General features: G+C 49.1%; 10 protein-coding genes. 6 read left to right on the top strand and 4 right to left on the bottom strand.

The features are described from left to right. Nucleotides 1–22 precede the first annotated feature (22 nt). From acnB to hrpB, 4 genes are all read right to left on the bottom strand, one after another. A complete protein-coding gene (gene acnB, locus L4C42_RS11835; RefSeq protein ID WP_353497834.1) occupies nt 23–2,620 on the bottom strand; it encodes a bifunctional aconitate hydratase 2/2-methylisocitrate dehydratase in 2,598 nt (865 codons plus the stop codon). 337 nt (nt 2,621–2,957) lie between these two features. Then, nucleotides 2,958–5,273, bottom strand: coding sequence for a patatin-like phospholipase family protein (locus L4C42_RS11840; protein WP_353497833.1), 2,316 nt, complete (start codon nt 5,271–5,273; stop codon nt 2,958–2,960). A 76-nt stretch (nt 5,274–5,349) separates the two neighbouring features. Further along, a complete protein-coding gene (gene mrcB, locus L4C42_RS11845) occupies nt 5,350–7,743 on the bottom strand; it encodes a penicillin-binding protein 1B (RefSeq protein WP_353497832.1) in 2,394 nt (797 codons plus the stop codon). After that, on the bottom strand, nt 7,740–10,208 hold the full coding sequence (hrpB, locus tag L4C42_RS11850) for an ATP-dependent helicase HrpB (RefSeq protein WP_418641750.1): 2,469 nt from the start codon (nt 10,206–10,208) through the stop codon (nt 7,740–7,742). The genes mrcB and hrpB overlap by 4 nt, the downstream gene beginning before the upstream one ends. 50 nt (nt 10,209–10,258) lie before the next feature. Between hrpB and sfsA the strand changes: the two genes are divergently transcribed. The 6 genes from sfsA to panB all read left to right on the top strand — a co-directional run bounded on the left by sfsA (nt 10,259) and on the right by panB (nt 15,262). Continuing rightward, nucleotides 10,259–10,969 carry a DNA/RNA nuclease SfsA gene (gene sfsA, locus L4C42_RS11855; RefSeq protein WP_353497831.1) on the top strand — a complete coding sequence of 237 codons (711 nt, stop codon included), beginning with the start codon at nt 10,259–10,261 and terminating at the stop codon, nt 10,967–10,969. 131 nt (nt 10,970–11,100) lie between these two features. After that, nucleotides 11,101–11,547, top strand: a complete 447-nt coding sequence (gene dksA / locus L4C42_RS11860; protein ID WP_042501194.1) for an RNA polymerase-binding protein DksA — start codon at nt 11,101–11,103, stop codon at nt 11,545–11,547. An 80-nt stretch (nt 11,548–11,627) separates the two neighbouring features. Next, nucleotides 11,628–12,515 carry a tRNA glutamyl-Q(34) synthetase GluQRS gene (gene gluQRS / locus L4C42_RS11865; RefSeq protein WP_353497830.1) on the top strand — a complete coding sequence of 296 codons (888 nt, stop codon included), beginning with the start codon at nt 11,628–11,630 and terminating at the stop codon, nt 12,513–12,515. A gap of 87 nt (nt 12,516–12,602) precedes the next feature. Next, complete coding sequence (gene pcnB / locus L4C42_RS11870) at nt 12,603–13,958, top strand: polynucleotide adenylyltransferase PcnB (RefSeq protein WP_353497829.1); 1,356 nt, start codon at nt 12,603–12,605, stop codon at nt 13,956–13,958. Further along, nucleotides 13,958–14,443, top strand: coding sequence for a 2-amino-4-hydroxy-6-hydroxymethyldihydropteridine diphosphokinase (gene folK / locus L4C42_RS11875; RefSeq protein WP_353497828.1), 486 nt, complete (start codon nt 13,958–13,960; stop codon nt 14,441–14,443). Before pcnB ends, folK begins: the two co-directional genes overlap by 1 nt. Nucleotides 14,444–14,467: 24 nt before the next feature. After that, entirely contained in the window at nt 14,468–15,262 is a 795-nt protein-coding gene (panB, locus tag L4C42_RS11880) for a 3-methyl-2-oxobutanoate hydroxymethyltransferase (protein WP_353497827.1), read from the top strand. Nucleotides 15,263–15,264: the final 2 nt, after the last annotated feature.

Here is a 15,264-nt window from a genome sequence, read left to right on the forward strand (position 1 = left end):
TTACTGCCTACTGCTAGCTAAATTACGCTGGCTCTTGGAAAATCACCGTATCGGCTTTTTCCGTATACTCTGCCATGCGATGGAAGTTTAGATAACGGTAAGTATCCGCTGCTGTTGGGTCAATCTGCTTCATGTATTCTAGGTATTCTTCCTTAGTTGGGATCTTACCAAGAATCGCACCCACTGAAGAAAGCTCAGCAGACGCCAGGTATACATTCGCACCTGTACCTAAACGGTTCGGGAAGTTACGTGTCGATGTCGACATTACCGTCGCTTCATCCGCTACGCGAGCTTGGTTACCCATACATAGCGAACACCCCGGAGTTTCGATACGAACTCCCGCACGACCGAAGATACCGTAGTAACCTTCTTCTGTAAGCTGGTCACGGTCCATTTTCGTTGGTGGCGCTACCCAAAGACGCGTATCAAGCTGACCGTTGTACTTATCTAGAAGCTTACCAGCCGCACGGAAGTGGCCGATGTTAGTCATACATGAACCAATGAATACCTCATTGATTTCAGTGCCTTGAACGTCAGATAGTAGACGAGCATCATCTGGGTCGTTTGGCGCACATAGAATTGGTTCTGTAACGTCAGCCAAGTCAATTTCAATCACGTGCGCGTATTCAGCGTCACCGTCGGCCGTCATTAGGTCTGGGTTTGCTAGCCACTCTTCCATGCCAGTGATACGACGCTCGATGGTACGGCGGTCGCCATAGCCTTCAGAGATCATCCACTTAAGCATAGTGATGTTCGAGTTTAGGTACTCAGAAATAGAGTCTTGAGACAGCTTAACCGTACAACCAGCTGCACTACGTTCAGCTGATGCATCCGACAGCTCAAACGCTTGCTCAACCGTTAGGTGCTCAACACCTTCAATCTCTAGGATACGACCCGAGAACTCGTTGATCTTGCCCGCTTTCTCAACCGTCAACAGACCTTGTTTGATTCCGTAGTAAGGAATGGCATGAACAAGGTCACGTAGCGTGATACCTGGCTGCATCTCACCTTTGAAGCGCACCAAGATTGACTCAGGCATATCCAATGGCATTACGCCCGTTGCAGCGGCAAACGCAACCAGACCCGACCCAGCTGGGAAAGAAATGCCTAGCGGGAAACGAGTATGTGAGTCGCCACCGGTACCTACTGTGTCTGGTAGTAGCATGCGGTTTAGCCATGAGTGGATAACACCGTCACCCGGACGAAGCGACACACCTGCACGGTTCATAATGAAGTCTGGCAACGTATGGTGCGTGTTCACATCGACTGGTTTTGGATATGCAGATGTGTGACAGAAAGACTGCATGACAAGGTCAGCAGAGAAACCAAGACACGCAAGGTCTTTTAGCTCATCACGCGTCATAGGACCCGTTGTATCCTGAGAGCCAACCGTTGTCATCTTAGGCTCACAGTAAGTGCCAGGGCGAATACCTTCAACACCACATGCTTTACCTACCATCTTCTGAGCAAGCGTGTAACCTTTTCCAGTATCTTCTGCAGCAACAGGAAGACGGAATACCTCAGAAGGTGCAAGACCTAGTGATTGACGCGCTTTGTCTGTAAGACCACGACCGATGATCAGTGGAATACGACCTCCTGCACGGACTTCATCAATCAGTACATCTGTTTTTAGACCGAACTCAGCCAGTGTTTCGCCTGAAGCGTGGTCGCAGACTTTGCCTTCGTATGGATAAACGTCAATCACGTCACCCATATTCAGCTTAGTTACGTCAACTTCGATAGGTAGCGCGCCCGCATCTTCCATTGTATTAAAGAAGATAGGAGCAATCTTGCCGCCAAGTACGTAACCACCAGCACGTTTGTTTGGTACGTTCGGGATATCATCACCCATGAACCAAAGCACAGAGTTAGTTGCTGATTTACGAGAAGAACCCGTACCAACAACGTCTCCCACGTACACGAGCTGATGACCTTTCTCTTTTAACGCATCGATTTGTTTGATTGGACCAATTGAGCCTTGTTGATCCGGTTCAATACCATCGCGAGCGTTCTTTAGCATCGCCAAAGCATGGACAGGAATATCTGGGCGTGACCATGCATCAGGTGCTGGTGATAGGTCATCGGTGTTTGTCTCACCCGTTACCTTAAATACGGTAAGCGTGATCTTCTCTTGAAGTTCAGGTTTCGATAGGAACCACTCTGCTTCAGCCCACGAGGTCATCACTTGCTTCGCATAAGCATTACCAGCTTTTGCTTTCTCTTCAACATCGTAGAAAGCATCAAACATCAGCAGTGTGTGTGATAGGGCTTTAACCGCGATAGGGGCGAGCTCTGCGTCATCGAGCAATGACACGAGAGATTCAATATTGTAACCGCCTTGCATCGTACCAAGTAGTTGCGCTGCTTTTTCACGGCTAACTAGAGGTGATTCCACTTCACCTTTGGTAATGGCCGTCAGAAAGCCGGCTTTAACGTAAGCAGCTTCATCTACACCTGGTGGGATACGGTTCTCTAGGAGATCGAGGATAAACTCTTCTTCACCTTGAGGCGGGTTCTTTAGTAATTCAACAAGTCCTGCAACTTGTTCAGCGTCTAAGGGTCTAGGAACAACTCCTTCAGCAGCACGCTCTTCGACGTGTTTACGATAGGCTTCAAGCACGACTTCTTTCCTCTCATTGCGGTCCCTCCTTATAATTAGAATTCGGAGTGGACATCCTTGGAAACTTGGCTCTCCCTTGCCATTGGTCGTCTTCAACTAATTGAATCAACAGCGCCAGAGAGGCCAAACAGTGGGGCGAAGGATACCAAATTTAACGTTAAATTAAAATCTTCCCATTTTGACCAACATTGCAAGTTTGAGTGAAAATCAACGATTTCCGACTAAAGTCGCAACGCGTTAGCGTCAAATTGGCCCTTCATTTTTTGCATTTATGTTCAGTATTACTTTCGGTGATAGCTAGACCTGATTAACAACCTGGGCTTTAGAAGGCATTCAGTTAGTAAGAGGAACCAATAATCAAGTAGAACGAACGCAGTCCCGTCTCAACCTGCCCATAGGAGAGCATTATTGGCCCAACCGGTGAGTCTATTCCTGCAAACACTGAGCCTGCTAGAAACAATGGTGCGTCCGAGAAGTTCTCATCCGTCCAAACGCCACCATATTCTGCAGACGCCCCTAAATAAACAGGGGACTGGAACATGCCAAAGTCATTATCAAACCAGCGATAACGGTAGACCAAACTACCATACGCTTTGTTCTGACCAATTAAGCTGTTGCGAGGAATACCGGATAAATTCAAGAATCCGCCAAGCTCTCGGGGGCTAACAGGTAAAGAATCATTCTCGGTGGAAATCATCCCCACATCAACAGAACCAACGAAGGTATTGCGCCCAATCGTGCGCGCATATTTCGTCTGCACCGTGATTTCTTTGGCGTAATCCGAAAAGCTCGACGCTTCGGTATTAAGGTTTTGTTCTCCGCTATCATGAGAGTGTAAGTACTCCAGATTCACGTACCAACCTTTGGTCGGTAACACGAAGTCATCGAGGGTGTCGAGGCGATAATTAACAAATAACCCCTTACGATCAAAGTCAAATTTACCCGCCGATGGCAGAGGCGACACAAGCGACTCTCCTGTGGTGTATCGAGCCCCCAGTTTAAACTCTTGCCATAACGCAGGCTGGTATCCGGCGGCTAATTCGCCTTCCCATTCTCGATAGGTCACTGGAATAAAGTCCGCACTTCCTTTGAGCGCTGGTTTCACACAATCATCCCCTGACGGGTTGATCTCACAAAGCACATTGCGTTTATCACTGCTGTACTTCACTCCCGCTAACCAGAACAAATCTTGGTTGAGCATAAACGGCGAGTAGAGCTCAGCTTCGACACGTTTGTCGGTACCAAAGTCAGCATTCACACGCAACTCAGCACCGCGATCATTGAGATCCGTAAAGTTGGTGGTTACCCCGATGGAATAAAAGCTGTTGGCGTTAAAGTCTTCCTCAAGGTAAAAGCGAAAGTCCATGTAGTTTGGACCCCAGGATTTTTCTTTAACGTCGACCAACAGATTGGTCTCACCATCGACCTCTTTGTACTGGTAGGTAATCAGCTCAAAACGATCAAGAGCATACAACTCCTCGATACGGCGCTCTATCTCATCGGTCTCAAGTACTTCACCAGCGGTTAGCCCAAGACGAGTAGTGATTAACTCATCACTGTAGTGGCTCTGATTATTGATAACGATTTTATCGACAACATTCTCGTCACCGTACACCAATTCACGTCTCGCTGCCTGCTTGTCATCAATGTAGTGCTGGTATTTGGAGCCATTAACGGATAGTGCGCGCAGCTGCTGCTCATTTTTATATGCTACTTGATAGCCAAGTTCATAAGCACGAGGCATGGAGGAAAAATCTGTTGTCGAGATTTGTCCAACACCTGGATGAAGGTAGATATCACCATCCTCTAGTGCTTGCATCTGCTCTTCAGTGCTGCGTCTTACTAAGTAGTTAGACAACTGCTCACCGACGCTAAAGAAGCTATTGAAGTCCTCACGAGTTTTGTAATCACTGCTGATGTCCACCGCAATGATGATGTCAGCACCCATCTGTTTAGCAAGCTCAACTGGCATGTTGTTAGTCACACCACCATCGACTAATAGATAACCGTCAACCTCATAAGGCGGTAAGGCACCCGGCACGGACATACTAGCCATCATGGCATCAACCAGATAGCCATCTTCCATTACCACAGGTTCAAGTTTAAGGATGTCGGTCGCGACCGAGCGATACGGAATGGCGAGCTCGTCAAAGGATTCAAACTGTGGAAGGTTGCCTGTCGTTTTACGCAAGATACGCAGCATATTTTGCCCCTGAACCACCCCTTTCGGTGCTTCGATGGAACCAAAATGCAGACCAATATCGGTACGAATTTGATAACGGTCTTCGGCTTCTTTGTCGCGGATACGGCGCTGACTTCGGTTAACGCGATCGCGGTAACCATTATTCCAATCAACCGTGTAGATGAAGCTTTCGATCTCTTCGGCGCTCATGCCTGTAGCATAAAGCCCTCCGACATACGCCCCCATACTGGTACCGGTGATGATGTCCACCGGTATTTGCATCTCTTCTAGCGCTTTTAGGACACCAATGTGTGCGGCGCCTTTCGCACCGCCGCCGGCAAGCACCACCCCAATGGTTGGACGCTCATCGGCATGTTCAGCCTTTGGTGTTACGTTCTGTGCGGCCAACACTCCACTGCAAGAGAAGGTGGCGACGGCTAAAAGCCAATGAGTTAGGCGTTTCACATTCATCCCTAAAAGCGCTTAATAATTATGGTCAATATATCAGTATATTAACGACTCTCCATATAATTAACACTAATCCAATTTACCAATCAAATAGATTTTTTATCCACTGTTTGGGTTGGTTGTCACACGATGCTTTAAGCTCACCGCCTTCATCCCATACCGGTAACTCGAACGGGTTACCGCAATCAAGCTGCAGCGCCCCCCCTTGCTGAGACTGAAAACCAATCATGCTGATGTTCTTAGGCCACGGTAAAATGAGCTTCTCTGGGATGCGCGCAGCGAGGTAATCCGAGTAAACGCGTAATGCACCACTTGAACCCGTAAGTTTCGTCGATTTGTTGTCATCTCGTCCGACCCAAATGGTGGTGACCTCACGCCCATCCACACCGACAAACCAACTATCTCGGGTATCGTTACTGGTGCCGGTTTTACCCGCCAGTGCCGCCCAAGCAAATTGACTGTTCAAGTAACGCCCCGTCCCCTCTGCTACACCTTTTTTCATCGCAAACGTAGTCAGCCATGCCGCTTGCTGAGGCACTTTCTGACTCGCTTTCGGCAACGAACGGTAAATCACATCACCATCGACGGTAACTACAGAGCGCAGCGCTGACAGCTCAGCTTGACGCCCCGAGTTCGATAGCGTTTGGAACATCTGTGCCACTTGATAAGGTGTTAACGATATTGCTCCAAGGAACATCGATGGTACTGGACGGATTTCGTCAGCATCCACGCCAAGGCGCACTAAAGTATCTGAAACGTTTTTAATGCCCAAAGACATGCCAAGGCGCACTGTGGGTACGTTGAGTGATTTCGCCAGAGCTTGATACAGAGGCACATCACCGCGGAACTTACGATCGTAGTTACGCGGCTGCCACACATTGCCCTTGCTGCCCTTTAAGGTCAGTGATGTGTCTTGAAGTGTGGTCGCTAAGTCGTACTTCTCTGGCTGCTCTAAAGCAGTCAAGTAGACTGCCGGTTTCACCAAAGAGCCAATAGGGCGACTGGCATTCAGCGCTCGATTGAAGCCGCTGTATCCGGTGCGCTTACCGCCCACCATAGCGCGGATCTCTCCCGTCGTTCTATCCACCGCAACCGCTGCTGCTTCTAGTCCTTTGCCCGAGGTTCTCTCAAGCTGAGGAACACGCTTTGCGATCGCTTTTTCTAGCTTATCCTGCGATACCGGATCGAGCGAGGTATAGATCCTGACACCTTTTGAAGCCTTGATCTTATCGCCGACCTTACGGCTAAGCTCTCGCTTAAGCTGCTGAAAATAAGCTGGCTGACGACTGGCTATCTGTGGATTTTTTTGCAGATCCAAATCGCGTGACGCGGCCATTTCAAACTCACGCCCAGTGAGCATCTCTTGATCCATCATCAGCTTCAACACCAAATCACGGCGCTGTTTGGCACGCTCTGGATGACGAATTGGGTTGTAGTAAGACGGTCCTTTGACCATGCCGACCAACAACGCGAGTTGATCAATACGCAAATCTTGCAGCGGCTGACCAAAGTACAAACGCGCCGCCAGACCAAAGCCGTGGATCGCTTCACCTCGACTTTGTCCCAAGTACACTTCGTTTAAATACGCTTCTAGGATCTGATCTTTGCTGTAGCGGTAGTCCAGAATCAGCGCAATGAACACCTCACGCACTTTACGCCATAAGGTGCGCTCACTGGTTAAAAATAGGTTTTTCGCTAGCTGCTGAGTCAGCGTACTGCCCCCCTGCACCGTGCGTCCGGCACGAATATTGGCAAAAAAGGCACGCGCGATCGCTGTTGGAGAAATACCGTCATGCTGATAGAAATCTCTATCTTCGGTGGCAATCAGTGCATCAATCATGATCTCCGGAAACTGGTCACGCCTTAAGAACAAACGCTGTTCATCGGCTTGTTTCTCAAGCATGCCCAGCATTTTTGGCTCAATTCGCAAAAAGCCCAGATCGCCCTTTTGCTCTAGCGATTGAATGCGAGACAGTGTGCCGTCATTGAAATAAAGCATCACATGGCGATCAGGTTCAGGGCCATCCGCGAATTCAAACGGACGACGAATCAGTTCGATCTTAGTCGATGAAGACGAGTACTCTCCAGGATGACGTGGCGCTGACACCTTGCGATAGCTAAGCACATCCAACTCGTTACGAAGCTGCGCAGGTGTAATTGAATCGCCCACAGAGAGGTTCAGCACTCGAGCATAAACGACCGTCGGCAGCTCAAACAACTCTCCTTCAAAGCGCTCTTTCACCACTTGATTCAAGTAATAAAGAACCGCCCCCATCGCTACCGTGCCGACTAACGCCAGTTTCCAACCAATGGAAAACAGACGCTTGCCCCAACCCACTTTGCCCTTTTTACCGCGCGTCGATTTGCGCTTTGGACGACGTGGCGCTGTTTTGCGTTTGGTCGTTGTTTTGGCCGGCGTTTTCTTTGGCGCAGGCTTCTTGCCCGGCGCCGCTTGTTTATTTCTTACTATCATGAATTTAGTTGTCTTTTGGTTTTACTGGTCGCCTGATGATTCATTGGATCATCGGGCCACGGATGTTTGGGGTAACGCCCTTTCATCTCTTTTTGTACTTCTATATAGGCTCCCTGCCAAAACGCCGCGAGATCGCGGGTAATTTGCAGTGGCCTTTGTGCAGGAGAAAGCAGCTCAAGCACAATCGCCTGAGTACCGCGAGCAATGGTTGGCGACGTCTTCTCACCAAACATCTCTTGCAGCTTCACCGATAGCATCGGCGCCTCTCCTGCCTGATAACGAATCCGTTTGCGATTCCCCGATGCCACTGTTAGGTGAGTGGGCACAAGTTCATCGAGTAGCTTTAATTTATCCCACCCCAGCATCGCCTCTAAGGCGGCCATCAGATCCACTTTCTTAAGCTGCTTAGCGCTGCTGATGCCCGTCATAAACGGCAGCAACCACTGCTCTAGGTTGTCGAGCAGCGCTTCCTGACTCATTGCTGGCCAATCGCACTCAGAGAGCCACAACTGAGCACATTGTACTCGTTGGCTCAGTGCCTCAGCACTGTCAGTCCAATTTAAGGCGCCAAGCCCTTTTCGGCGAACATACCCAAGTAGCGCGCTAGCTGTATCTGCGTCATTCGGCACGGGAATTTCTCGACTCGCAATCACCACTGCGCCAATCCGACGTTGCTCACTAGCAATAAATCGTCCTTTGTCGTCATCCCAATCAACAACAGTCAACGCTTCAATCAGCCCTGGCAGAGTGCTTTCTAACTCATCGATATCAATCGGCAGTGCCTTATAAATCGCACTGCTGCCCTGCCCTGAACGCATTAAATCCAGCGCCACCAACAACTTCTCGTCAGAGAGGCGATGCTGATTATCTAACGAAGCACCATGGCCGTTTGCGAGCAAATAGTGTCCTGAGTGGTTTCGCGCCAGCGCTATTCTATCGGGGAATGCCAATGCTGCGACAACGCCAAGTAAAGATTCATCAACGCGACCAAGCGAGAAGTTAAGCTTAAAGCGAGAAGCGATGGCTTTGGCTCGCTGCATAAGAAGCGAACGACGCGCGATAATTCCTTGCTGCCAACGATGCAGCGATTGGCGCACATCGACTTCATTACGCTCAGGTTCCTCAATCAAGGCGCACAACGCAATCGCGCAGCTAAGTGCTTGCTCTCCAAGCGCCTCTGCTTGCAGTAGCATGCTCGCTAAGCGAGGCTCAACGCCAAGCTGATACGCCCTCTGACCAAGTTGAGTGGCTTTGCCTGCACGATCAATGAGCCTGAGCTTAGTCAGCAAGTCGCACGCCTGCTGAAGGTGGGCGTGTTTCGGTGCATCAATCCAAGCAAGGTCATTGGCATTGGTGCAGCCCCAGCGAATCAGCTCTTGTTGCAACGAGGCTAAGTCGCTGCGCAAAATTTCCGGGATACTCTGCTCTGGCTGTGATTGAAATTGAGTCTCACTATACAGGCGAACGCACAGCCCTGATTCTATTCGCCCAGCTCGGCCAGCACGCTGAATCGCCGAAGACTGAGCGATACGCCCTTGCTCAAGACGGGAGATACCGGTTTTTAAATCAAACCACGCTTGGTTTTCTAGGCCAGAATCGACCACCAAGCGAATGCCTTCAATCGTCAGTGAAGTTTCCGCGATGTTGGTCGCCAGTACGACTTTACGCTCTCCGGGCTTTGCCGGCTCAATCGCCGCTTGCTGCGCAGCAAAATCGAGCTGTCCGTATAATGGACAAATGCTAGCCTCTATTTGCGCTTGCTCAAGTAGCTCTTGCACTCGCTTAATCGCGCCAACACCGGGGAGAAATGCGAGTAAAGATCCCGACTCACGAAGTAGCAAGCGTTCAATCTGTTTCGCCATAAACTCCGGCAGTCGATCGTTTTGCGACATCGACTGATAGTCGATATCAACGGGAAAAGAACGTCCCTCAGATTCGATGTATTTCGCATCAGGAAGTACGCGCTTGAGATCGCCTGCATCTAAGGTCGCTGACATCACGACGATACAAAGATCATCGCGCAGCGCTTCTTGGCTCTCCAGAGCAAAGGCGAGCGCAGTATCAGCATGTAAGCTGCGCTCATGGAATTCATCAAAGATGATCATCCCAATGTCCGTCAACTCAGGATCGTCTTGCAGCATACGGGTTAATACACCTTCCGTCACGATCTCTAGCTTTGTTTCCGCACTGACTTTACTCTCGCCACGCACTCGGTAGCCTACCCGTTTACCCACCGATTCACCCAGCAAAGAAGCGATATAGACCGCAATGTTGCGCGCCGCGATACGCCGAGGCTCCAGCATGATAATCTTGCCGCTAACCATACCTGATTGCAGCAGTCTCAATGGAAAGTGAGTCGATTTACCAGCACCAGTGGCCGCTTTGAGAATAACTTGGTTCGTTGTTGCAATAGCTTGCGTCAGCTGTGGCAACACGAGTTCGATAGGCAACTGTGACAAGGGCATGACCTTATGTTGTAATGAAGTTCATCATTCTAATAAAAAACGGCCTCAAAATGCACTTCGATCCACCACTCAAATCAGGGAAACTCGTCCAGCGCTACAAACGCTTCCTTGCTGACATCACGCTCAGTGATAACCAAGAGATCACCATTCACTGCGCCAATACAGGAGCAATGACAGGATGCGCCGCTCCTGGCTCTACTGTTTTTTACTCCACTTCAGACAATCCAAAGCGCAAATACCCAAATAGTTGGGAACTGACCCATACTAAGGCAGGACACTCGATTTGCGTCAATACCGCTCGTGCTAACACCTTAGTGGTTGAAGCAATAGAAAATAACGTTGTAAAAGAGCTGATTGGTTACCAAACTCTAAAGACCGAGGTGAAATACGGTCAAGAAAACAGCAGAGTGGATATTTTATTGCAAGATAGTGATCGTGCGGATTGCTACATCGAAGTAAAAAGTGTCACACTGCTGGATGAAGGCAATACGGGACAAGGGTATTTTCCAGATGCCAAGACCACTCGTGGTCAGAAGCACCTGAGAGAGCTCACAGAAATGGTTCAAACCGGACATAGAGCCGTATTATTTTTCGCAGTTTTGCATTCAGGGATTGAAAAAGTGTCAGTGGCACACCATATAGATGCGAAATATTCACAATTACTTGAGCAAGCAAGGCAGGCTGGGGTTGAAGTGATTTGTTATAAGGCAGCGTTTTCTGACAATGAAATTAGGCTCGTATCCGCGCTGGATTTCAGTTAAAAGTGATGCCACTTCACATTGAGAAGAAGATTAACAAACTTCGTTTGCCACCGGCATTTGTTTTTGCTATAGATACCCGCCTTAAAATTAACTGTTCGCACAGTTGACTAGGTGTAAGTAGGAGATGCTGCATGCCAGAATCTAAGAAAAAAGCGCTAGGCATCCTAGCCATTGCAGGTGTTGATCCATACCAAGAAAAAGCTGGTGAAGAATACATGTCACAGCCTCAATTGGATCACTTTACTAAAATCTTAAGCGCTTGGCGCAACCAACTTAGGGAAGAAGTTGATCGTACTGTGCACCACATGCAAGACGAAGCAGCTAACTTTCCAGATCCGGTTGACAGAGCTTCTCAAGAAGAAGAGTTCAGCCTAGAGCTACGTAACCGTGACCGCGAGCGTCGTTTGATCAAAAAGATCGAAAAAACGCTAAACAAGATTGAAGAAGACGATTTTGGCTTCTGTGAATCTTGTGGTATCGAGATCGGTATCCGCCGCTTAGAGGCGCGTCCTACAGCTGATTTGTGTATCGACTGTAAGACACTTGCAGAAATCAAAGAAAGACAGATGCAAGGCTAACAAGCGAAAAAAGGGAGCACACGCTCCCTTTTTTGATCTACTCCTCAAACACAATTAAGCACTGGCTATATTTAAGCACTATGTATATTGGTCGATTCGCCCCCTCTCCGTCAGGCCCCCTTCATTTTGGCTCTCTCGTGGCTGCTCTAGGCAGTTACTTTCAAGCTAAGTCCCGAAATGGGCTTTGGCTGGTTCGCATCGAAGATATCGATCCACCACGAGAAGTTGAAGGTGCCTCAGAGCTAATTCTACAAACCCTAAAAGCCTACGAGCTTAATTGGGATGGTGAGGTTTTATACCAAAGTCAGCGCCTAGACGATTATCAAGCGCAAATTGACCGTTGGCTAGCAGAGGAGCAAGCTTACCTATGCGAGTGTACTCGCAAGCAAATTAAGGCCGCAGGCGGTTTCTACCAAGGGGCATGCCGCGACAAAGCGCTTACTGATAGCCAAGGCTGCTCCGTACGTCTTAAGATGCATTATCCAATTTCTTGTTTTGTGGATGAGAAACACGGAACATTGACGATCCCAGATGGACTCGCTAAGGAAGACTTCATTATCAAACGCCGTGATGGCTTGTTTGCGTATAACCTTGCCGTGGTGCTCGACGACATCCATCAAGGCGTCACAGAGGTCGTACGTGGCGCTGATCTCATTGAGCCAACCGGGCGCCAAATCAGCTTGTATAAGACCTTAGGTGCCGCACCTGTCACTTATCTGCATCTGCCGCTCGCGATTGATGACAGTGGCAATAAGCTGTCTAAGCAAAATCACGCGACAGCGATTGATCTCAGCAACCCGAAACCGACCTTGCTCAATGCAATGCGCTTTCTAGGCTTTGAGATAAGCGACGATATCGCCGGTCAAAATATCGCCAAAATCGTGCAATGGGGAGTTGAGAATTGGCAGCTATTTCAGCTTCCAAATCAGCTCAAAATCAAACCACCATTCTCAAATGAGTCGCTCTAGGCTAGAATAAGCGGCAAATTTCATGCGTCAGGCACGGAGCTTGGGTAAAAATCACCCAGTTTCGCGAACCTTAATTGCGTTAATACTATGAATAAAAAAGAAAATTCCCAGAAAGCTCATCATGTATATAGTGACATATCCTTACAGGTCTATACACGTGACGAGCACAACATCTCGCGCAAGCAAATCAGCGATAACGCGTTAAAAGTCCTCTACCGCTTAAACGGTGCAGGTTATGACGCCTACCTCGTTGGTGGTGGCGTGCGTGATTTGCTGCTTGGAGAACAACCTAAAGATTTCGATATAGCGACTAACGCAACGCCAGAGCAGATCAAGAAGCTGTTTAGAAACTGTCGCCTGATTGGCCGCCGTTTCCGCCTTGCTCATATCATGTTTGGGCGTGACATTATCGAGGTCGCGACGTTTCGAGGTCATCACCAAGAGCAAGAAAAGAACGTCTCTCAACAGAGCAAAGATGGCATGCTGCTGCGTGACAATGTCTACGGTAGCATTGATGAAGATGCTGAGCGTCGTGATTTCACTATCAATGCGATGTACTACAGCATTGGTGACTACTCGATTCACGATTACGCTGGCGGTGTTGAAGATCTTGAAGACCGTTTGATTCGCCTCATTGGCGAGCCTGACGTGCGCTACCGTGAAGATCCTGTTCGTATGCTGCGTGCAGTTCGTTTTGCCGCCAAGCTCGATTTTGATATCGAAGAAGATACGGCAGCACCGATTGAAGAGCTTGCACCACTGCTACGTGACATCCCATCTGCACGTTTGTACGAAGAGTCACTTAAGCTGCTGCAATCTGGTTACGGTTTAGAGACCTATCACCTAATGCGTGAGTACAACTTGTTCCAACAATTGTTCCCACTTATTGCGCCGCACTTTACCGAGGACTACTCGTCCCAGTCAGAGCAAGTACTTGATTTGGTCCTTGATGCCACCGATGAGCGTATCGAGGAAGGTAAACGCGTCAATCCAGCGTTTATGTTCGCAGCCATGCTTTGGTACCCAATGATGGAGCACGCCAAAGAGTTGATGGAGCGCGGCATGTCCGAATACGACGCGATGATGGAAGCCAGCAACATTGTCCTTGATGAGCAGGTGAAATCGACAGCAATTCCACGTCGTCACACCGCGACGATTCGCGAGATCTGGCAGCTACAACTTCGCTTACCGCGTCGCTCTGGCAAACGCGCTTTCCGCCTCATGGAGCTCAACAAGTTCCGCGCCGGCTTCGACTTCCTCGAAATGCGTGGCGAAATCGAAGGTGGTGAAGTGGCCGCTCTAGCTAAATGGTGGGGCACATTCCAATCAGCAGGTCGCAATATGCGTCAAGCAATGGTGAATGACCTTGGTGGTTCGAGCTCGCGTTCTGGCTCACGTCGCAAACGCAGCCCAAAAGCCAAAAAAGCGAAGAGTGCTGAGTAATGACCATCTGCTACATTGCGATTGGCAGCAACCTGTCCGATCCTGTCTCGCAAGCCAAAGTGGCCATTGAGGCATTGAAAACACTACCAAAGAGCGAGCTATTGGCTTGCTCTTCCCTTTACAGCAGTACACCGATGGGGCCACAAAATCAGCCCGATTACATCAACGCTGTGGCAAAGGTAACTACCGAATTAACGCCTTTGGAACTGCTCGATTGCACCCAAGCTATCGAGCTAGAACGTGGGCGTGTCCGTAAAGATGAGAGATGGGGCCCAAGAACTCTCGATCTCGACATCATTCTTTACGGCAATGAGGTGATCGATTCCGAGCGCTTAACGGTTCCGCACTATGGAATGAAACAACGTGAGTTTGTTCTCTATCCGCTTATGGAAATCGCACCAAATTTACAACTCCCTGATGGGACTGAGCTCACTGTACTTATCGACCAAGTCGACCGCAATGGACTCAGAGTTTGGCAATCCTAGCCAAGCCCCTAATAAGGATTAAAAATGAAAAAAATCAACATTAACGACCTCATGAAGTGGAAAAACGAAGGTCGCAAATTTGCAACATCCACCGCGTATGATGCGAGCTTTGCGGCTTTGTTTGAAAGCCAAGAGATGCCTGTTATTTTAGTCGGCGACTCACTCGGCATGGTACTGCAAGGCCACAACGATACCTTGCCAGTGACTGTTGAAGACATCGCCTATCACACGCGTGCAGTGCGTGCTGGTAGCCCTAACTGCTTGTTGATGGCAGATATGCCGTTTATGAGCTACGCAACCCCACAGCAAGCGTGTGAGAACGCAGCAACACTGATGCGCGCTGGCGCAAACATGGTGAAGCTAGAGGGTGGCGACTGGCTGGTTGATACAGTAAAAATGTTGACTGAGCGAGCGGTTCCCGTTTGTGCTCACCTAGGCCTAACACCACAAAGTGTGAACATTTTTGGTGGCTACAAGGTACAAGGCCGCGATCAAAAGAACGCGGACAAAATGGTACGTGACGCACTTGCACTACAAGAAGCTGGCGCGCAGATCATTCTACTTGAGTGTGTTCCTGCTGAACTCGCAGCGCGCATTACAGAAGTGCTTGATGTTCCAGTGATTGGCATTGGCGCAGGTAATGGCACCGATGGTCAAATCCTAGTAATGCACGACATGTTTGGCATTTCAGCGAACTACATGCCTAAATTCTCAAAGAACTTTTTGGCTGAAACGGGCGACATGCGTAGCGCCGTTGCTAAATATATCGCGGATGTGGAAAGCGGTGCTTTCCCAGACGACGCTCATACGATTGCCTAGGG

The organism is Vibrio wakamikoensis (genome assembly GCF_050337275.1).
Taxonomy (GTDB): Bacteria; Pseudomonadota; Gammaproteobacteria; order Enterobacterales; family Vibrionaceae; genus Vibrio; species Vibrio chaetopteri.

Bases quoted from the DNA above. Each gene is read 5' to 3' on its own strand.
- sfsA (WP_353497831.1), top strand. From the start codon at position 10,259: ATGCACTTCGATCCACCACTCAAATCAGGGAAACTCGTCCAGCGCTAC.
- mrcB (WP_353497832.1), bottom strand. From the start codon at position 7,743: ATGATAGTAAGAAATAAACAAGCGGCGCCGGGCAAGAAGCCTGCGCCA.
- pcnB (WP_353497829.1), top strand. From the start codon at position 12,603: ATGAATAAAAAAGAAAATTCCCAGAAAGCTCATCATGTATATAGTGAC.
- gluQRS (WP_353497830.1), top strand. From the start codon at position 11,628: ATGTATATTGGTCGATTCGCCCCCTCTCCGTCAGGCCCCCTTCATTTT.
- hrpB (WP_418641750.1), bottom strand. From the start codon at position 10,208: ATGCCCTTGTCACAGTTGCCTATCGAACTCGTGTTGCCACAGCTGACG.
- dksA (WP_042501194.1), top strand. From the start codon at position 11,101: ATGCCAGAATCTAAGAAAAAAGCGCTAGGCATCCTAGCCATTGCAGGT.
- panB (WP_353497827.1), top strand. From the start codon at position 14,468: ATGAAAAAAATCAACATTAACGACCTCATGAAGTGGAAAAACGAAGGT.
- L4C42_RS11840 (WP_353497833.1), bottom strand. From the start codon at position 5,273: ATGAATGTGAAACGCCTAACTCATTGGCTTTTAGCCGTCGCCACCTTC.
- folK (WP_353497828.1), top strand. From the start codon at position 13,958: ATGACCATCTGCTACATTGCGATTGGCAGCAACCTGTCCGATCCTGTC.